18 protein-coding genes and 1 pseudogene are annotated in these 19,548 nt (G+C 61.9%); 12 read left to right on the forward strand and 7 right to left on the reverse strand.

What is annotated here, in order from left to right:
• Nucleotides 1-55: 55 nt before the first annotated feature.
• The gene (locus HBO09_RS23235; protein WP_169998246.1) at nt 56-814 is read right to left on the reverse strand and encodes an alpha/beta fold hydrolase; all 759 of its coding nucleotides are present in this window, start codon (nt 812-814) and stop codon (nt 56-58) included.
• 312 nt (nt 815-1,126) lie between these two features.
• Between HBO09_RS23235 and HBO09_RS23240 the strand changes: the two genes are divergently transcribed.
• Nucleotides 1,127-1,678 carry an RNA polymerase factor sigma-70 gene (locus HBO09_RS23240; protein WP_029298131.1) on the forward strand — a complete coding sequence of 184 codons (552 nt, stop codon included), beginning with the start codon at nt 1,127-1,129 and terminating at the stop codon, nt 1,676-1,678.
• Between the two features lie 104 nt (nt 1,679-1,782).
• Here the strand turns inward: HBO09_RS23240 and HBO09_RS23245 are convergent, their stop codons facing one another.
• From HBO09_RS23245 to HBO09_RS23255, 3 genes are all read right to left on the reverse strand, one after another.
• Nucleotides 1,783-2,796, reverse strand: coding sequence for a GNAT family N-acetyltransferase (locus tag HBO09_RS23245; protein ID WP_169998248.1), 1,014 nt, complete (start codon nt 2,794-2,796; stop codon nt 1,783-1,785).
• 81 nt (nt 2,797-2,877) lie between these two features.
• Nucleotides 2,878-3,675: an ABC transporter substrate-binding protein gene (locus HBO09_RS23250; protein WP_169998251.1), complete on the reverse strand. Its 798-nt coding sequence runs from the start codon at nt 3,673-3,675 to the stop codon at nt 2,878-2,880.
• 98 nt (nt 3,676-3,773) lie between these two features.
• Nucleotides 3,774-4,397, reverse strand: a complete 624-nt coding sequence (locus tag HBO09_RS23255; protein WP_169998253.1) for a TetR/AcrR family transcriptional regulator — start codon at nt 4,395-4,397, stop codon at nt 3,774-3,776.
• Between the two features lie 157 nt (nt 4,398-4,554).
• On the opposite strand from HBO09_RS23255, the gene HBO09_RS23260 reads away from it, so the two are divergent.
• From HBO09_RS23260 to HBO09_RS23295, 8 genes are all read left to right on the forward strand, one after another.
• On the forward strand, nt 4,555-6,333 hold the full coding sequence (locus HBO09_RS23260; RefSeq protein ID WP_169998255.1) for an acyclic terpene utilization AtuA family protein: 1,779 nt from the start codon (nt 4,555-4,557) through the stop codon (nt 6,331-6,333).
• A 12-nt stretch (nt 6,334-6,345) separates the two neighbouring features.
• Nucleotides 6,346-7,233 carry an SDR family oxidoreductase gene (locus HBO09_RS23265; RefSeq protein WP_169998257.1) on the forward strand — a complete coding sequence of 296 codons (888 nt, stop codon included), beginning with the start codon at nt 6,346-6,348 and terminating at the stop codon, nt 7,231-7,233.
• 3 nt (nt 7,234-7,236) lie between these two features.
• Nucleotides 7,237-8,853, forward strand: coding sequence for a geranyl-CoA carboxylase subunit beta (gene atuC / locus HBO09_RS23270; protein WP_169998259.1), 1,617 nt, complete (start codon nt 7,237-7,239; stop codon nt 8,851-8,853).
• Nucleotides 8,854-8,873: 20 nt separating this feature from the next.
• Nucleotides 8,874-10,031, forward strand: coding sequence for a citronellyl-CoA dehydrogenase (atuD, locus tag HBO09_RS23275; RefSeq protein ID WP_169998261.1), 1,158 nt, complete (start codon nt 8,874-8,876; stop codon nt 10,029-10,031).
• The gene (locus tag HBO09_RS23280; RefSeq protein WP_169998263.1) at nt 10,028-10,810 is read left to right on the forward strand and encodes an enoyl-CoA hydratase-related protein; all 783 of its coding nucleotides are present in this window, start codon (nt 10,028-10,030) and stop codon (nt 10,808-10,810) included. The genes atuD and HBO09_RS23280 overlap by 4 nt, the downstream gene beginning before the upstream one ends.
• Nucleotides 10,811-10,958: 148 nt before the next feature.
• Nucleotides 10,959-12,893, forward strand: coding sequence for an acetyl/propionyl/methylcrotonyl-CoA carboxylase subunit alpha (locus tag HBO09_RS23285; protein WP_169998265.1), 1,935 nt, complete (start codon nt 10,959-10,961; stop codon nt 12,891-12,893).
• A gap of 70 nt (nt 12,894-12,963) precedes the next feature.
• Complete coding sequence (locus tag HBO09_RS23290; protein ID WP_169998267.1) at nt 12,964-13,506, forward strand: exonuclease domain-containing protein; 543 nt, start codon at nt 12,964-12,966, stop codon at nt 13,504-13,506.
• A 48-nt stretch (nt 13,507-13,554) separates the two neighbouring features.
• Nucleotides 13,555-13,839, forward strand: a complete 285-nt coding sequence (locus tag HBO09_RS23295) for a pyrimidine/purine nucleoside phosphorylase (protein ID WP_169952573.1) — start codon at nt 13,555-13,557, stop codon at nt 13,837-13,839.
• Between the two features lie 63 nt (nt 13,840-13,902).
• Here HBO09_RS23295 and HBO09_RS23300 read toward each other — a convergent pair whose 3' ends face one another.
• Entirely contained in the window at nt 13,903-14,709 is an 807-nt protein-coding gene (locus HBO09_RS23300; protein WP_169998269.1) for an MOSC domain-containing protein, read from the reverse strand.
• Between the two features lie 98 nt (nt 14,710-14,807).
• On the reverse strand, nt 14,808-15,743 hold the full coding sequence (locus HBO09_RS23305; RefSeq protein WP_032862773.1) for a chemotaxis protein CheV: 936 nt from the start codon (nt 15,741-15,743) through the stop codon (nt 14,808-14,810).
• 556 nt (nt 15,744-16,299) lie between these two features.
• Between HBO09_RS23305 and HBO09_RS23310 the strand changes: the two genes are divergently transcribed.
• The 3 genes from HBO09_RS23310 to HBO09_RS23320 all read left to right on the forward strand — a co-directional run bounded on the left by HBO09_RS23310 (nt 16,300) and on the right by HBO09_RS23320 (nt 18,623).
• Nucleotides 16,300-16,746 carry a hypothetical protein gene (locus tag HBO09_RS23310; RefSeq protein ID WP_169998315.1) on the forward strand — a complete coding sequence of 149 codons (447 nt, stop codon included), beginning with the start codon at nt 16,300-16,302 and terminating at the stop codon, nt 16,744-16,746.
• Nucleotides 16,747-17,073: 327 nt separating this feature from the next.
• Nucleotides 17,074-17,967 (forward strand): sensor histidine kinase, encoded by an 894-nt coding sequence (locus tag HBO09_RS23315; RefSeq protein WP_169998271.1) that lies wholly within the window; start codon nt 17,074-17,076, stop codon nt 17,965-17,967.
• Nucleotides 17,964-18,623 (forward strand): response regulator transcription factor, encoded by a 660-nt coding sequence (locus tag HBO09_RS23320; protein ID WP_169998273.1) that lies wholly within the window; start codon nt 17,964-17,966, stop codon nt 18,621-18,623. Before HBO09_RS23315 ends, HBO09_RS23320 begins: the two co-directional genes overlap by 4 nt.
• On the opposite strand, the pseudogene yegS reads toward HBO09_RS23320, so the two are convergent.
• Nucleotides 18,585-19,509 (reverse strand): annotated as a pseudogene (gene yegS, locus HBO09_RS23325) (lipid kinase YegS); the annotation flags it as partial. The gene HBO09_RS23320 and the pseudogene yegS overlap by 39 nt on opposite strands.
• Nucleotides 19,510-19,548 lie beyond the last annotated feature (39 nt).

Genomic DNA, 19,548 nt, shown 5'->3' on the forward strand with positions numbered 1-19,548 from the left:
GAAATCGGCTTACGGGGAAATCGGGGATAGAAGGCGTGGGCGCGCGGCGGCGTGTTCAGCCGGTCGCCAGGGCCGCCCGCCGGGCAGCGCCATGGCGCCAGCGGGTCAAATGTTCGTCGGCGTAGCGCCGCACGCAGCGCAACAGCGAGCTTTGCTGCTGCACGAGGTAGAAGTGATGACCTTCGAACATGTCCAGGGAGAAACCGCTGGCGGTGTCTTCCTGCCAGTCGAGCAACTCGTCGGCGCGCACGTCGTCCTGCTTGCCGCCAAACACATGGATCGGCATCGACAGCGGCTCGCGCTCGCCGTAGTGGAAGCTGCCGCACAAGAGGAAGTCGGCACGCAGGATCGGCAGCGCCAACTGCATCAACTCACGGTTGGCCAGGGCGTCTTCGGGCGTGCCCTTGAGCGTGCGCAGGCGCTCGATCAATTGGCTGTCGTCTTTTTCCACGGCGTATTCACTGACGTCGCGGCGCGCCGGGCCGGCGGTGGCCGAGGCAAACAGCGCCAGGGGCGCAGGCAGCCCGCGTTCGCGCAGGGCATGGGCCAGCTCGAACGCCAGCAAGCCACCGAGACTGTGGCCAAACAAGGCGTAGGGACCATCGAGTTCGGCACTGATCTCGCCAGCCAATTGCGCGGCGAGCGCCTTGATATCGCGCTGTAGGGGTTCGTCCATGCGCATGCCTCGCCCCGGTAACTCCAGTGGGCGCACCTGCAACCACTCGGGTAACGCCCGGCGCCAGCGGCTGTAGAACATGGCGCTGGCGCCCGAATAGGGCAGGCAAAACAGGCGCAAGCGGGTCGACGTGCTCATCTCAGACCACCCCTGCCTGGAACGCTGGGTTCTCGCGATACAAACGCATGTCGTCCTCCTCCGGGTGCAAATCCATGGCCGGCGCGTTGGCTGGCCTGTCACCAATGAGAACGGATGGCCCGGCAAAATAATTAGTCGCCAGGCGGTGGCACGGACACAAAGAGAAGCGCCTCACAGTTTGCATTTCGGTATAAGATTAGTTCCACTTCTCATTTGACAATCATTATCATTAAGAATAATTTGTTGCCCGATGTGTAGGAGGCCTCAGCAGGGATGCCCTCCACTAACCTCATTTGCAGCAAGGTGATTTCCATGACGGAACAAGTATCCACAAGCAGGTGCGACTCACCGTTACTCCAGGCGTTCGTCGACAATCGACTGATCCTGGTCAAGATCGCGGCACGCATTACCGGCTGCCGTTCCCGCGCCGAAGACGTGGTGCAGGACGCCTACTTCAGACTGCAATCGGCCCCGCAGATCACTTCATCGTTCAAGGCGCAACTGAGCTATCTGTTCCAGATCGTGCGCAACCTGGCTATCGACCACTACCGTAAACAGGCCCTGGAACTGAAGTACTCCGGGACGGAAGAGGAAGGCTTGAATGTGGTTATTCATGGCGCTTCACCGGAAACCTCGCACATCAATTTCTCCACCCTGGAAAACATCGCCGACGCCCTGACCGAACTGCCCCAGCGCACGCGCTACGCCTTCGAGATGTACCGCCTCCATGGCGTGCCGCAAAAGGACATCGCCAAGGAACTGGGTGTGTCGCCGACTCTGGTCAACTTCATGATCCGCGATGCGCTGGTGCACTGCCGCAAGGTGTCGGGGACCCATAGCGATACGTTTGCCCGACGTGTTTGAGCGCCACGCAAGTGCAATCACGGGTGAGCTTGTGTGGGAGCGGGCTTGCTCGCTCCCACACAAGCCCGTTCCCACAACATTTGATATTCGTTGCCCTGTAGCCCTCAGACCAACCCACACCGCTCAAAAAACCGCTCCCGCCCCAAAATCATCAGCGCCGCACGTTTGTGGGGGAAATCGAATTCCTTCTCGCAGTGGAAACACTGGTTGTGCATATGGCCGATCATCCTCGCGTTGTCAGCCCGCGGCTCCGCCACCACCCGCTGGGTGCGTGGGTCGTCGAGGAACAAGTAGTGCACCAACGCCGACAGCCAACTGGCGACCTTGTGCGGCCCACGGTGATGCTCCTCCCCCACCAGCATATGGATGCCGCGATCGTAATCGTCCACGTTATAGAACGGCGCGATGCGATCCTCCTTGGCCCAATACGCCTCGAAATAGGCAAAGGGCTCATCGTCGAAACAGCCGATCAACGTCAAGGTATGCGGGTCAGCTGCAAGCTTCTGCAGATAGTCACGATGCTGCTCCAGGCTGCCGCTTTCCTGCCAGAAGTTGGCGACCCGCGCGCTGTTCTGCCAGCGATTGAAACGGGCCAGGTCCACATCGATCTCTAGCGTGCGCAGTGAAATCCAGGCGCCTAGGCGCGCATCGAAACGTCGATAGACTTCGCCGCACGGCTTGGGCGCACGCAGCGGATGGCGCTTGCCCGTGCTGATGACCATCTGCTGCGGGTAAACGCCACTCGACACCTGGCCCAGCCACGGCTGCGGCAATTGCCAGAACAGGGTGCGCTCGCAACGGAACTGCCCCGCCACCTCCGTGGCCAGCAGCAGACCGCTGCGCAGGGCCTCGTCCGGGGCGTGTTCAAGGTGCCAGGCCAGGTGCTGGCGTTCGGGCTCGCGGGCAAACAGCCAGTAACCTGCAGCCCACAACGCCTGCACTGACGGCACCTCACCGGGGCTTTGCAAGTGCAGGTGCAATGTTTCGCCACGCTCCAGGCGCAGGCGCACCAGGGGTTGGCCGGCGACGGTCAGCGTCAGGCGGCCATCGCTTTCGTCTGCGTTAAGGGCGGGCCCTGCCGGAAGTGGCAGGACTGACAAGTCTTGGGGATTGGGCATGGAGGGGGCTCACGATAATCGTCGACAGTTAGACGAAGTGACGTGAACCAGCGGCAAAAATTTAAGCCGGCAGTTGCGCGATTACGGCGCGTCAGGCACCGCCAGCACATCAATGCGGTACGGCTCGAAGATCTTCAACAACTCGCCGCTGTCGCGCAGCCCCTTGAGCAATGCGGCAAACGCCGGGCCACTGATGGCAGCCTTGGGCCGCAGCAACGCGTAGTGGTGGTAGACCTGATCAATGCGCTCAGACACCAGGAACTGCCCGGCAGTGTCTGGATTGCGCACCATGAAGTCACTGAGGTAAGAGCGCGTCACCAGGGCGATATCCGCCCGGCCACGGGTGACCATCAGCAAGTTGCTGTCATGGGAATAGGTCAGCGTGGCGTTGAAGTGCGCGGCCATGTACTTGGGGTCGGAGTTGAAGTTGGCAAAGGCATAGTGATAACCGCTGAACACCGCCAGGCGCTTGCCCTTGAGGTCGGCAAAATACATCTGGTCGCGATCGGTCTGGCGCTGGGCGACGAAAATCTCGGCGTCCTCCAGGCCCATGTCAACAGTGGTATGGGGGATATCCTGCCAACCCCATTGCGGGTTCTCGAAAATGGCCATGTCGATCCGGCCCTGCTCGAAATCCCGAAACCGTCGGGGGATTGAGGTCGGTACCAGCACAAACTGGTACTCGGTCTGCGTACGGTTCAGCGCCTCCAGCAGTTGCGGTAGCAAACCGGTGTCGGCGCCCTGCTCCGGGCGCACGGTGTACGGTGGAAAATGCGCGGCACCGATCCGTACCAATTGGGCCGCCCAGACCTGCGCCTGCCACAAGGTGCTCATTGCCAATACTGTAAGTCCTGCAGCCAGCCGCAATGGCGAAAACATCAGGCACGCACCGTTCAAAATCTGGATCTCGCTAAGCTAGGCGTTTTTGTCTACAGAGACAACTTTCTACCCGACAATAAGTGGCCTGTGCTCCACGCCTAATCGGCCTTGAGTACTAGCAGCAACGCTTCATCGGCCAATTGTTCGAGGGTCATGCTGCCCTGGGCGCGGAACCAGGTCGTGGTCCAGGACAACGCCCCGGTCAGGAATCGCCGGGTGATAAACACATCGCCCTTGATATAACCGGCCTGCTTGGCCTCGCCCAGCACCTGCAGCCAGATCTCTTCATAGACATCCCGCAGCGCCAGCACCTGGGCCTGGCCCTCTGCCGACAGTGAGCGCCATTCATACACCAACACGGCCATGGCCTCGCCGCTGCCCCCCATGATCGACTGCAACTCGCAGCGAATCAGGGCCAGCACCCGCTCGCGCACGTTGCTCGCCTCGGCCAGGGAAGCGCGCATCATCGCGGTGTTGTAATGGATGGTTTCTTCCATCACCGCCCGCAGGATTTCGTCCTTGCTCTTGAAGTGGTGAAAGATGCTGCCCGACTGGATCCCCACCGCGCCGGCAAGATCGCGCACAGTCGTGCGTTCAAAGCCTTTATTGCGAAACAAGTGAGCCGCGGTCTGCAGCAGCTTGCCCCGGGCGCTGTCGGGGTCGGTCAGTTGCCCGCCGTCCACCATGGTGCGCATCACCGCCAGGGCTTTTTGCTCATCCATGCTGCTCTCCTCAACTACTTTGATTGCGTCATGGCCGGCAATTTAGGCCGTGGCAGCCACCCAAGCAAGCGCTTGGGCAAAAGTTATGACCAGAGTTTACAAACCAAGCGCTTGCTTGGTAGTCTCGACCCAGCGATTTTCCAGAGAAGGACTTCCCATGGACAAGACCGTTCGTATCGGCTGCGCCAGTGCATTCTGGGGCGACACCTGCACCGCCGCCGCGCAATTGGTGCAAGGCGGCGCGCTGGATTACCTGGTGTTCGATTACCTGGCGGAAGTCACCATGTCGATCCTCGCCGGCGCACGCATGAAAGATCCCCAGGCCGGCTACGCCACAGACTTCGTCGAAGTGCTGGCGCCGTTGCTCGGTGATATCCAGCGCCAGGGCATCCGGGTGATCAGCAACGCCGGCGGCATCCACCCCCAGGCCTGCGCCGCGGCATTGCAGGCCGCCTGCGACCAGGCCGGGGTGCCGCTGAAAATCGCCGTGTTGCTGGGCGATGACCTGCAACCACAGTTCAAGCAACTGCAAGGCATCCGCGATATGTTCAGCGGCGCACCTATGCCGGCGATGTGCGTGTCCACCAATGCCTACCTCGGCGCACCGGGCATCGTCCAGGCCCTGCAACTGGGCGCCGATATCGTCATCACCGGGCGCGTGGTGGACAGTGCGGTGGTCAGCGCGGCCCTGGTGCATGAATTCAACTGGTCGTGGCAGGACTACGACCGACTGGCCCAGGCCGCACTGGCCGGGCATATCATCGAATGTGGCGCGCAGTGCACCGGCGGCAATTTCACCGATTGGCGCGAGGTGCCGGACTACGAGCACATCGGCTTCCCGATTGTCGAAGTCAGCGCCGACGGCCAGTTCACCGTCAGCAAAGTGTCGGGCACCGGCGGGCTGATCAGCGAACTGAGCGTGGCCGAACAACTGCTGTATGAAATCGGCGACCCACGCGCCTATCTGCTGCCGGATGTGATTTGCGACTTCAGCCAGGTCACGCTGCAGCAGCAAGGCGAAAACCGCGTGCGCCTGCACGGCGCCAAAGGGCTGGCACCGACCGATCAGTACAAAGTCAGCGCCACCTACCCCGACGGCTTTCGCTGCACCGCCAGTTGCCTGCTGGCCGGCATCGATGCGCTGGCCAAGGCCGAACGGGTCAGCCAGGCGATCATCAACAAGACTTCAGAGCTGTTCAGCCAGCGCGGCTGGGCGCCCTACACCGAGGTCAATATTGAATTGCTCGGCAGCGAAGCCACCTACGGCGCCCACGCCCGGCGCCAGGACTGCCGCGAAGTGGTGCTCAAGCTGGCAGTGCGCCACCCAAGCAAACAGGCACTGGTGCTGTTCGCCCGGGAAATCGCCCAGGCAGCCACCGGTATGGCGCCGGGGCTGACCGGCATTGTCGGCGGCCGGCCCACCGTATATCCGCTGATCCGCCTGTTTTCATTCCTGATCGATAAGCGCGCGTGCAGCCTGAGCGTCGATTTCCAAGGGCAGTCTCACCCCTGCGAACTGCCGGCCACGGCCGCCCTGAGCACACCCCACGTCCCCCTCGACCCGCCCCGGCCCGAAGGCCGCGCCGATGCCAGCGTGCCCCTGGTCAAACTGGCCGTGGCGCGCTCCGGAGACAAGGGCAATCACAGCAATATCGGCGTGATCGCGCGCCAGCCCGAATACCTGCCGTGGATCGCCGAAGCATTGACCCCAGAGGTGATCGTCGACTGGATGAGCCATGTGCTCGACCCGCTGCACGGACGCGTAGAGCGCTGGTATCTGCCCGGTAGCCACAGCCTCAACTTCCTCCTGGAGAATGCCCTGGGCGGCGGCGGTATCGCCAGCCTGCGCATCGACCCCCAGGGCAAGGCATTCGCCCAGCAGTTGCTGGAAATACCGATTGCTGTGCCCCGCCACCTCGCTGATCAACTCAACTAAGGGACTCTCGCCGTGGCCTTCGACTCGATCTTCAAAGCCGACCTGTTCCAGGGGCAAACCATTATCGTCACCGGCGGCGGCAGCGGTATTGGCCGTTGCACTGCCCATGAACTGGCGGCACTCGGCGCCCATGTGGTGCTGGTGGGGCGCAAGCCGGAAAAACTGCAAGGTGTCGCCCAGGAAATCAGCGATGACGGCGGCCGCGCCAGCTGGCAGGCCTGTGATATTCGCGATGAAGAAGCGGTCAAGGCACTGGTCAGCCAGATTATTCAGGCGCATGGCCCGATCCACGGCCTGGTGAACAACGCAGGCGGCCAGTACCCCTCACCCCTGGCGTCGATCAATCAAAAAGGTTTTGAAACCGTACTGCGTACCAACCTGGTGGGCGGTTTCCTGATGGCGCGTGAGGTGTTCAACCAATCCATGAGCAAACCTTCTTTGGGAACAAAAGGCGGCGCCATCGTCAACATGCTGGCCGATATGTGGGGCGGCATGCCCGGCATGGGTCACTCCGGCGCTGCGCGCTCGGGGATGGACAACTTCACCAAGACCGCCGCGTTCGAGTGGGGCTACGCCGGGGTGCGGGTCAATGCCGTGGCTCCAGGCTGGATCGCCTCCAGTGGCATGGACACCTACGAAGGTGCGTTCAAGGCGGTGATCCCGACCCTGCGCGAGCATGTACCGCTCAAGCGCATTGGCACTGAATCGGAAGTCAGCGCAGCGATTGTGTTCCTCCTCAGCCCCGCCGCCGCGTTCGTCAGCGGCAGCACCCTGCGCATCGACGGCGCCGCCAGCCTGGGCAGCCGCGCCTGGCCGCTGCACAAAGCGCAGACGCCGAGCCCGTCCTTCAATGGCTTTCACCGCGCTTACCTGCCGGATGTGCTTAAGGAGGGCCAATAAACCATGCCGGTCATCGACTCCCTACTCGACGCTCACAGCCCGCAGTTCGCGCAGAACCGCGAGGCCATGCTCACGGCCATCAACCACCTGCGCCAACTGGAACAGAACCTGTTGGACAAGGCTGCCGAGGCCAAAGGCAAGTTCGACAAGCGCGGCCAACTGCTGCCCCGCGAACGCCTCAACCTGTTGCTCGACCCCGGTGCGCCCTTCCTCGAACTGGCGAGCCTGGCCGGCTACAAGCTGCACGACGACAAGGACGGCAGCGCGGCCGGTGGCGGCTTGATTGCCGGTATCGGTTACGTCAGCGGCGTGCGCATGCTGGTGGTGGCCAATAACAGTGCGATCAAGGGCGGGACGATCTCGCCGTCCGGCCTGAAAAAATCCCTGCGCCTGCAACAGATCGCCATGGAGAACAAACTGCCAGTGGTGACCCTGGCCGAAAGCGGCGGCGCCAACCTGAATTACGCGGCAGAGATTTTCGTCGAAGGCGCACGCAGCTTTGCCAACCAGGCGCGGATGTCGGCCATGGGCCTGCCGCAAATCACCGTAGTCCACGGCTCGGCCACCGCTGGCGGTGCCTATCAACCGGGACTTTCGGATTACGTGGTGGTGGTGCGCGGCAAGGCCAAGCTGTTTCTCGCCGGCCCACCGCTGCTCAAGGCCGCCACCGGCGAAGTGGCGACGGATGAAGAACTGGGTGGCGCCCAGATGCATGCGCAAACCGCCGGCACCGCCGAATACCTTGCCGAAAATGACGCTGATGGCGTGCGCATCGTGCGCGAGATTGTCAGCCTATTGCCTTGGGACGACCGGCTGCCGCCCCAGCCTGCACGGGCCTATGCCGAGCCGCTGTATCCGATTGAAGAGCTGCTGGGCTTGATCCCCGACGATCCAAAAAAGCCCTATGACGTGCGGGAAATCATCGCGCGTATCGCCGACGGCTCCAATTTTCTCGAATTCAAGGGTGAGTACGATCCCCACACTGTTTGCGGCCATCTGCAGATCCAGGGCCGCGCCTGCGGGTTTATCGGCAATAACGGCCCAATCACGCCCAAAGGCGCGAGCAAGGCCGCGCAATTTATCCAGCTGTGCGACCAGAGCCAGACGCCGCTGCTGTTCTTTCACAACACCACCGGTTTTATGGTCGGTACCGAATCCGAACAACAAGGGGTGATCAAGCACGGCGCGAAGATGATCCAGGCGGTGGCCAACGCCCGCGTGCCCAAGCTGACCGTGGTGGTCGGCGGCTCCTATGGCGCCGGCAACTATGCGATGTGCGGCCGGGGCCTGGACCCGCGTTTTATCTTCGCCTGGCCCAACAGCCGCACCGCGGTGATGGGCGGCGCCCAGGCCGGCAAGGTGCTGCGCATTGTCACCGAAGCCAAACAGTTGAAAGACGGTCTGGTGCCCGATCCCAAGGTGCTCGACATGCTCGAACAGGTCACCGCGCAGAAACTCGACAGCCAGTCCACGGCCCTATATGGCAGCGCCAACCTGTGGGACGACGGGCTGATTGACCCACGGGACACCCGCACCTTGCTGGGTTATCTGCTGGATATCTGCCAAGAAGCTCAGGTGCGCCAATTGCAACCCAACAGCTTCGGCGCCGCGCGCTTTTAACGATCAGGAGAACAATAAAAATGATCTTCACCCAGGAACACGAAGAGCTGCGTCGTACCGTAAGGGGTTTTGTCGACCGCGAGATCAATCCCCATGTCGACGCATGGGAAAAAGCCGGGCGCTTCCCCATCCACGAGATTTTCCGCAAGGCCGGCGACCTCGGCCTGCTAGGCATCTCCAAGCCGGAGAAGTTTGGCGGCATGGGCCTGGACTACAGCTACTCGATTGTCGCCGCCGAAGAATTCGGCACCATCCGCTGCGGCGGCATCCCGATGTCCATCGGCGTGCAGACCGATATGTGCACCCCGGCCCTGGCCCGTTTCGGCTCCGATGAACTGCGCGAGGAATTCCTGCGCCCGGCCATCAGCGGCGAACAAGTGGGCTGCATCGGCGTCTCGGAAACCGGCGCCGGCTCCGACGTGGCCGGCCTGAAAACCCACGCCCGCAAGGACGGCGACGACTATGTGATCAACGGCAGCAAGATGTGGATCACCAACTCCCCCAGCGCCGACTTTATCTGCCTGCTGGCCAACACCTCGGACGGTAAGCCCCATATCAACAAGTCGCTGATCATGGTGCCGATGAACACCCCCGGCATCAGCGTCAGCCCGCCCCTGGAAAAGCTCGGCATGCACAGCTCCGAAACCGCCCAGGTATTTTTCGATGATGTGCGCATCCCACAGCGCAACCGCATCGGCCACGAGGGCGCGGGGTTCATGATGCAGATGCTGCAATTCCAGGAAGAACGGCTGTTTGGCGCGGCCAATATGATCAAGGGCCTGGAGTCGTGCATCGACAGCACCATCGCCTACTGCAAGGAGCGCCAGACCTTCGGCAAGGCCTTGATCGACAACCAGGTGATCCACTTCCGCCTGGCTGAGCTGTCCACCGAAATCGAATGCCTGCGTGCGCTGGTCTACCAGGCGACCGAGCAATACATCAAGGGCCAGGACGTGACGCGCCTGGCCTCGATGGCCAAGCTCAAGGCCGGGCGCCTGGGCCGCGAAGTCAGCGACAGCTGCCTGCAATACTGGGGCGGCATGGGTTTTATGTGGGACAACCCGGTGGCCCGCGCCTATCGCGATGTGCGCCTGGTGTCGATTGGCGGCGGCGCCGACGAGATCATGCTGGGGATCATCTGCAAACTGATGGGCACGCTGCCGGGGAAAAAGTCGTGAACGCCTGCGAAACCCTGCTACTCGAACCGCATAACGGCGTGCTGCACATCACCCTCAACCGCCCGCAGAACCGCAATGCCATGAGCTTGCAGATGGTCAGCGAACTGCGCGCGGTGCTGGCGGATGTGGCGCGTGACGAGCAAGTACGGGCGCTGGTGATCAGTGGGGCCGGCGGGCACTTCTGTGCGGGCGGCGATGTTAAGGATATGAGCCGCGCGGGCAGCCGCGAAGGCTTGCGTGATTTGAACCGGGTGTTTGGCACGCTGTTGCAGGAAGTCGAAGCGCTGCCGCAGGTGGTGATTGTGGTATTGCAGGGCGCGGTGTTGGGCGGTGGGTTTGGCCTGGCGTGTGTCAGCGACATCGCCATTGCCGATCACCAGGCGCAGTTCGGCTTGCCGGAAACCAGCCTCGGCGTGCTGCCGGCGCAGATCGCGCCGTTTGTGGTGCGGCGTATCGGCCTGACCCAAGCCCGGCGCCTGGCGTTGACCGCGGCGCGGTTTGACGGGATCGAGGCGCAGCGCCTGGGGGTGGTGCATTTTGTCGAGCATGATCCCCAAGGGTTGGCGCAGCGCCTGGATGAGGTGTTGGGGCAGGTCTTGCGCTGTGCACCACGCGCCAATGCCCGAACCAAGGCGTTGTTGCTCCAGAGCCTGGATCAGCCGTTGGAACTGCTACTGGATCAGGCTGCCGATTGGTTTGCCGAAGCGGTGGGCGGGGAAGAAGGGATTGAAGGGACGCGGGCGTTTGTCGAGAAGCGCAAGGCCAGGTGGGTCATTTGATCTTGAACACGCCCCCCTCCCTGTAGGAGCTGGCTTGCCTGCGATGCGGGCACCTCGGTCTGTCAGGGATACCGACGTGATGCAATCGCAGGCAAGCCAGCTCCCACGCAAGCCCACACCTGCGCAACCAATCAGACAGGGACCCACAATGCCCAGTTTCAATAAAATACTGATCGCCAACCGCGGCGAAATCGCCTGCCGCATCCAGCGCACCGCCCAAGCCCTGGGCTACCGCACCGTGGCCGTCTATAGCGAGGCCGACGCCGACGCCCTGCACGTACAAATGGCCGATGAAGCGGTGAACATCGGCCCGGCCCCGGTGCAGCAGTCGTACCTGAACATCTCGGCCATCCTCGACGCCGCGCGCCTCACCGGCGCCGATGCGGTCCACCCCGGCTACGGCTTTCTCTCGGAAAACCCCGAGTTCGCCAAGGCCTGCATCGCCACAGGCCTGGTATTTATCGGGCCCAGCGCCGACGCCATCGAATTGATGGGCAGCAAGCGCCTGTCGAAAATCGCCATGCTCGCCGCCGGTGTGCCGTGCATTGCAGGCTACCAGGGCAGCGCGCAGGACGACGCGACCCTGCAAAGCGAAGCCGAGCGCATCGGTTACCCGCTGATGATCAAGGCCAGTGCCGGCGGTGGCGGGCGCGGCATGCGCCTGGTGCACGCGCCCGGGCAGCTGCTCGAACACTTGAATACCGCACGCTCCGAGGCGCTGAACGCCTTTGGCAGCGACGAACTGATTCTGGAGCAGGCGTTGATCGCGCCGCGCCATGTGGAGATTCAACTGTTCGGCGATGCCCACGGCAACCTGATCTACCTGGGCGAACGTGATTGCTCGGTGCAGCGCCGCCATCAGAAGGTCATCGAAGAAGCGCCCTGCCCGGTCATGACCACCGAGCTGCGCCAGGCCATGGGCGAAGCGGCGCTCAAGGCCGGGCGCGCGGTGGAGTATGTTGGCGCTGGCACCGTGGAGTTCCTGTTGGACCAGAGCGGGCGTTTCTACTTCCTGGAAATGAACACCCGCCTGCAAGTGGAACACCCGGTCACCGAACTGATCACCGGCCTGGACCTGGTGGATTGGCAACTGCAAATCGCCGCCGGCCAGCCCCTGCCGTTGCGCCAAGAGCAGGTGACACTGACCGGGCATGCCATGGAGGTGCGCCTGTACGCCGAGGACCCGGCCCAGGGCTTCTTGCCACAAACCGGCGAAGTGCTGCGCTGGGAGCCGGCCGCCGGGGTGCGGGTCGATCATGGATTGCTGGCCCCCCAGCGCATCAGCCCGTTCTATGACCCGATGCTGGGCAAGATCATCGCCCATGGCGCTACCCGTGAAGAGGCGCGGCGCAAGCTGCTGCGCGCGGTACAGGACTGTGTACTGCTGGGGGTTGCCAGCAATCAGCGGTTACTGGTGGACTTGCTCAGCCATCCGCAGTTTGTCGCGGCAGATTTCAGCACCGGGTTTATCGCCGAACATTTCGGCGATATCGCCCGCCCCGTCATCAGCGACGAACAACTGGCAGTGGCCGCCGCATTGTTCTATCGGCACAGCGCGGCAGCGCATCGCCCTGCCTTGGCGGGCTGGCGCAACAATGCCAGCGTGCCCTGGACCTATCGACTGAGCGTCGGGGAGCAGTGTCATGAAGTCAGCGCGCGGGTGTTGGCGGACGATCACCTGCAAATCGGCGACATCGCTGTACACCTGCTCGACAGTGACGGGCGCTGGGCCAGCCTGGTCATCAACGGCATTCGGCGACGGCTTGCCTATCACCTGCAAGGCGCCCAGCTCTGGCTGTTGCATGCCGGTAGCAGCCTGTGCGTGAACAACCAGACGCAAACCGTGGCCAGTCGTGAGGCGCCGGCCAGCAGTGGCACGGTCAAGGCGCCAATGGACGGCGCGATTACCCTGGTGCAGGTGTGCGAAGGAGACGTGGTGAGCAAGGGCCAACTGCTGCTGGTGCTCGAGGCGATGAAAATGGAGCACCCGCTCAAGGCGGGTATCGACGGGGTGGTCAAGGCCATTCAAGTCACCGCAGGCGATCAGGTGCGCAATCGCCAGGTATTGCTGCAGATCGAGTAGCCCTAGGCGGAACTACCAGGCTTGGCTACGCTCTATCCCCATCAGAAAGGGATGAGTACGGGAACCTGCGATGCCTCATTGGCTGATTATTGATCTTGAAGCCACAACGGATGAAGGCGGCTGGCCCGTGTCGGAGATGGAAATCATCGAAATCGGCGTAAGCCTGGTCAACCGCCAGGGCCGCGAACTGGACCACTTCCAGCGCTTCGTGCGGCCCTTGCGCCGCCCGCTGCTGACGCCGTTCTGCCGCCAGTTGACGCACATCAGCCAGGCCAGTATCGACAGCGCAGCGCCCTTGACCGAGGTCTGGCCGCTGTTTGAACGCTGGCTGGGCCAGCATCATCCGCGCCTGGAAGGCTGGGCCAGTTGGGGCGACTACGATCGCCAGCAACTGGAACTGGAGTGGCAGCGCCATGGCTTGGCCAGCGTGCTGGGCCAGACGCCCCATGTGAACCTCAAGCAACGCTTCGCCAAGGCCCGGCGCCTGGATAAACCGCTGGGGCTCAATGGCGCGTTGCAACTGGCAGGCATGCAGTTCAATGGCCAGCAACACCGGGCCCTGGAAGATGCGCGCAATACAGCGCGTTTGCTGCCGTTGATTTTGCCCGTGTAGAAGGCATACTGGCCGACCTTTCTTACCCCTTTTTCCGAGGATTCATCCATGTTCAAAGTCAATGAGTACTTCGACGGCACCGTCAAGTCGATCGCCTTCGGTACCCCTGAAGGTCCGGCGACCATCGGCGTCATGGCCCCGGGTGAATACGAATTCGGCACGGCCCAGCGTGAAATCATGCACGTGGTCTCAGGCGCACTGACCGTCAAGCTGCCAGGCAGCGACAGCTGGGAAACCTTCGCCGCAGGCAGCCAGTTCAATGTGCCTGCCGACAGCAAGTTCCAGCTCAAGGTGGCCGTAGACACTGCCTACCTGTGCGAATACCGCGGCTAAGCCTTTATCGCGCGCAAAAAAATGCCCGTCTCGGTGAGACGGGCATTTTTCATGGGGCCGGGTTTATTCGAGGATCGTCACCGGCATGCCGACTTCCAGGCGGCCAACCCCGTCATTGACCAAGTTCTGGCCAAACAACACGTCGGTATCCTTTTTGCGGTAGGTTTCCAGGGTCTTCAGCGGCTCGCGGTCGGGGCTGCGTTCACCGGTCGCCGGATCGATGGTGGTGAGGATGCAACGAGAACAGGACTTGACCACCCGCAACTCCACATCACCAATGCGCAGGCGCTTCCAGCCATCCTCGGCAAACGCCTCGCTGCCTTCAATCACCAGGTTGGGGCGAAAACGCAGCATTTCCATGGGCCGGCCGATGCGCTGCGACAGGTCATCGAGGGACGCCTGGCCGATCAGCAACAAAGGGAAACCGTCAGCAAACGCAACCTGGTCATCATCCTTGCCATAGCCGGCCGCCGTGGTGCGCGCACGCGCCAGCGGGACATGCACCAGACGGGTCGGTTTGCCGACGAACCGGCTGACCCAATCGGCGGCCTCGTCACCGGCATCCGGTACCCGCAAGGTGTCGCGCCAAATGGTGACACCACGCAACTCGGCATCAGCGCCGGGCAACGCCACGTCCAGGGTGGGTCGGCCGGCACCGCTCAAGGTCAGGCCACCGGTGGCATTCCAGAGTGCCGACAGCTGACTCATCTGCGCCACCGCCCGCTGGGTCAGGAAGCGGCCGCTGGCCTCGTCCACCAACATCCAGCGTCGGTCCCCGTCCAGCCCAAGTTTGTCCAAGCCGATATGCGCCAAGGTCTCTGCCTTGCCCGACTTCAAGGGGTACCGATACAACGCGCTGAGACGAAGCATGAGCCTGGGTTCCTGTGAGCAAAAACGTCACCCTATACGAGCAAGCGGCCAGAATCAAAATATCCCCGGCCGGCAAGTAGAGGCTATCGTGGCGAGGATCAGGCCGGGACTTCATCCAGCATCAGGCGCTGGCGCACCACGTCCACCAATTTATCGGGCTGGAATTTGGAGAGGAAGTTGTCGCAACCGACCTTTTTCACCATCGAGTCGTTGAAGCTGCCGGACAACGAGGTGTGCAGCACCACGTAGAGGCCACGCAGGCGCGGGTCATTGCGGATCTCGGTGGTCAGGCGGTAGCCGTCCATTTCGGGCATTTCGGCGTCGGTGAAGATCATCAACAGTTTGTCGGTCATCACCACGCCACTGTCCGCCCAGGCCTTGAGCATGTTCAGGGCCTTGAGCCCGTCACTGGCGATATGCATCTTCACCCCCAGTTGCCCCAAGGTGTCGCGCAATTGCGACAAGGCTACGTTGGAGTCATCCACCAGCAGCACTTCGCGGCCACGGGCACGCTCGAGTACCGGGTCCTCGAGTTTTTCCCGGGAGACTTTGGCGTTGTAGGGCACGATCTCGGCGAGGACTTTTTCCACGTCGATGATCTCTACCAACTGCTCATCCACCTTGCTGATGGCCGTGAGGTAATGCTGGCGGCCGGCGCTGGCCGGCGGCGGCAGGATCGACTCCCAGGTCATGTTGACGATGCGGTCGACGCCGCCCACCAGGAAGGCCTGTACCGAACGGTTGTACTCGGTAACGATAATGGTGCTGTTGGGCCCCGGAACCAGCGGACGCATGCCGATGGCCTGGGACAGGTCGATCACCGGCAAGGTCTGACCGCGCAGGTTGACCACGCCACAGACAAACGGGTGGCGCTGGGGCATCAGAGTCAGCTTGGGCAACTGCAGGACTTCCTGCACCTTGAACACGTTGATCGCGAACAACTGGCGCCCGGCCAGGCGAAACATAAGGATCTCCAGGCGATTCTCACCCACCAATTGCGTGCGTTGATCTACCGTGTCGAGAATGCCAGCCATTGAAGACTCCTGGGTGTGCTGAAAAGATTCGCTGCTTACTGGAAAAGGTTATCGGCAGCCAATGCCAGACCTTGACCCCAGCTAAAATGCCACGCAAATGCATTGATGTCACACTGACATCATGGTTTACTGGCTTCACCTTGCTGTCCGGTGGTCACGCAGCGCGCCGAGACCCTCAAACGGTCACAAGGTTCAGCCACGTAAGGGATTCCCCTAGTCGCAATCAGGTCCAACCTGATATTCGCGATATCCAATAGCCATTAATGTGACGCCATTCTCATTGCATGAACGGAGTCAGGCTTTTGTTTGCTATCGCAAGCCCACGGTCCAAGGGACTTCCAGGCAATAACACCTGGGCAATCGAAGTAATGCGAATGCCTCTGGTTGTTTCCACTGCAAGCAGCGCCAGCAGTCGCGACGCCGATCATTCAAATAAAAGTACTACTCAAAATTCAGAAACGAACTACAGATTTCGGTCATATTTCGGCGCTAGTTTGAAGCCGTTGCTCCAGTGGTACATCTCATTATCTGACCGTATGTTGTGGAGACTTTCATGATGAACGACGGTAAAGAGTGGCAAGACGCACTTCCCGAGTTCCTCCTGGAGGCAGAAACGCTGCTGGCCAAGTCTGAGGAATGCCTGAGCCACCTGCATTTGATCCGCAACGATAACGATGCCATCGATTGCATGAAAAGCAGCCTGGTCAAACTGGCCGAAAAGGCCGATGCCATGGCACTGCAAGCCATTGGCAACTTTTCCCGGCATATCCAGGACCTGATCTGCAACGCCCAAAGCCCGATGCAACTCCACGATGCGGCACTCGCAGCCCTGCACGACTGCCTGACTCTGCTGGCCTGGCAACTGGAACTGATCGATATCAAGACCGGTAAACTCAGCCTGGATGAAGCCGAGCAAACCACGTTGATTGAAACCGTTGCCCAGCAGATTCCACAAAAGGACGTTGGCGCTCATTATCGCCACTCCATGCACCACGCCTCCTGAACCTGCCGCTCGGTTAATCCAAGACGCCGGCAGGCGCCCAACTAATGTCCTGGCAGGTATTTAGCCAGCCAACTATCAATAAGCCACTATTGGCAATAACGATGCAAAACTTGATTAACCGTACAACTAGAACCCGCTGAACTAAGCACTGCGCCAGGCGACCGACGGTAATTGTTGGTGGTACCATTAGCGTATTCGAAGTGGCTGACAGTGATGATGTAATAAACCCCGAGAAGCGCCTCGAACCAACACCAAACCCAATCGCTTTCCAAACAGAGCCCGGCCAGCAGTCATGACCGGTCTACCCGCAGCGAACCTCCATCTGCCATGTACGCCAGCCCCAAGTCACTTGTCACCAAGGTCGTCTCCCCGGGCACTACCCGTTGGGTCACGCTTGGCCTGTGCCTGTGTGCAACCCTGGTCAGCCTGTGGGTGTATGCCCACGAAGCGCCCCTGCCGATATTTTTGCTAATGCTCAACCTCGCCGCCCTCGCCGCCGCGGGCCTGCAGCGTTGGCGCTCGCGCAAGTCCATCAAGTTCCAACCCCAGGAATTGGCCGACCGCCTGCTGCAGGTCCAGGAAAACGAGCGTCATCGCCTCAGCCGCGAACTGCACGACGATATCGGCCAGTTGCTGACCGCCGCCAAGCTGCAAAGTGACTGGCTGCAGCGCCGCCTGCCGGCCGACCTGCAGGAGCAATGCAACGTGCTGTGCAACACCCTCAACGAAACCCTGGCCAAGGTGCGCGACGTATCGGCCATTCTCAACCCCCGGCAACTGACCAGCCTGGGCCTGGAAGCGAGCCTGCGTGCGCACCTGCTCAAGACCCTGGAAAACACCCCGGTGCACTGGAGCCTGGAATGCCAGCAGCGCCTGACCGGGATTCCGGAAGAGATGGCGGTCGCGGCCTTTCGTATCACCCAGGAGGCCGTGACCAACATGTTGCGCCATGCCCAGGCGCGCAATCTGCTGGTACGCCTGCAACGCTTACCTCAGGGGCTATCCCTGTATATCAGCGATGACGGCCAGGGATTCCTGCCCGCCACCGACCCGCGCCTGGAAGGCCAGCGGGGCATGGCTGGCATGTCCGAACGCATTGATCAATTGGGCGGCAAGCTGTCCGTCCGGAGCCAACCGGGCTTCGGCACGCGGATCGAGGCGCTATTCCCCTGGGCGCCCCGCACCCTCGAACGGGCCAGTCCCCCTAAGGTTCTAGAGTGACCTGCAATTTACTTCTGGTAGATGACCACGCATTGATCCGCGCCGGCGTACGCGCGTTGATCCTGGATATCCCCGGCTATGCCGTGATTGGGGAAGCCACCGATGGCGCGCAAGTGCTGGCACAATTTACCGCCTTGCAGCCCGACATCGTCCTGCTGGACCTGTCGATGAAACACACCAGCGGCCTGGATGCATTGCAACAACTCAAGCACGCCTACCCCAAGAGCAAGGTGCTGATCCTGTCGATGCACACCGACCCGCAGTTGATCATGCGAGCCCTGGAGGCAGGTGCCCACGGCTACCTGCTCAAGGACACCAGCGCCAATGAGCTGGAACATGCGCTACTGGCGCTGCGCAACAACGAGCGCTACCTGAGCCCGGCCATCGCCCACACGGTGATCAACCAGGCCCTTATCCACAGCCAGTCCCACCCGGCGCCGCCGGCGCAACGCCACAATCTGACGGCACGCCAACTGGAAATCCTGCGCCTGATCGTACGTGGCAAGTCCACCCGGGAGATCGCCCACGGCCTGGGCCTGAGCATCAAGACCGTGGAAGCTCACCGCTCGCAAATCATGAAGCGCCTGCAGATTTTCGATGTCGCCGGCCTGGTGCTGTTTGCGGTGCGCGAGCAGATCATCAGCCTGGACGATTAGCCAGCATCGGCGAATCCACCGGCAAGTGCACCTGCAAGGCCTTGGGCAAGGCGCAAAAACGCAGGTTATCGCCCTTGAGCGGCTCGCCATCCAGGTTGATCGCCAGCCCTTCGGCCACCTTGATCTCCACCCACGGCAGGCGCGCCCGCACAAACATGTTGTCCAGGCCCCAGCCGTCGGTCATCAGGCTACGCAGGGTACCGACCACTTCCTGGGGCGCGGGCAAGATACTGATATCCAGCAGGCCATCATCGGCCAGGGCGCCCGGACACAGCTCATGCCCGCCCCCGGCCTGGCGACCGTTGCCAATGCCCAAGGCCAGCAACTCGCCACGCCAATGAAAGTCCGGGCCCACTAGCTCCCCATAGGCCGCCCGCAGCTCGCTGAAACGTGAGAGGCCGGTAAACAGATAGGCTGCGCCGCCCAACACCTTTTTCAAATCCTCGGAGGTATTGGCCGTGACCTGGCTGCCAAAACCACCGGTGGCCATATTGAGGAAAACCTGCCCGCCAACCTCCCCCAGGTCAATGGCGCGTGGCGCAATATCCAACAGCTCCAGGGCCAGGCGCGGCTCCAGCGGTACACCGGACGCACGGGCGAAGTCATTGGCGGTACCCAGGGGCATCAGCACCAGACTGGCGTCAGTTTTCGCCCGGACCATGGCCTCTGCCACGTCACGCAACGTGCCATCACCGCCGCCCGCAATCAGGCGTGTGTAGCCGGCATCCAGGGCTTCACCCACCAGGCGCTGGGCATCGCCGCCTTCCCAGGTGACGCGCACTGCCAGTTCCCACCCCTGCTCACGCTTGCCTTGCACCGCCGCCCGCACGTCTTCGTTGAGGGCTTGTTTGCCGTGCAGAATCAGCAGTGCCTTGGGTTTGCTCATGGGGTGAAGCTCCTATCGTTGGAGGGGACCTGAGGAATG

This window comes from Pseudomonas sp. WS 5027, assembly GCF_012985695.1.
In the GTDB taxonomy this organism is placed as follows: Bacteria; Pseudomonadota; Gammaproteobacteria; order Pseudomonadales; family Pseudomonadaceae; genus Aquipseudomonas; species Aquipseudomonas hygromyciniae.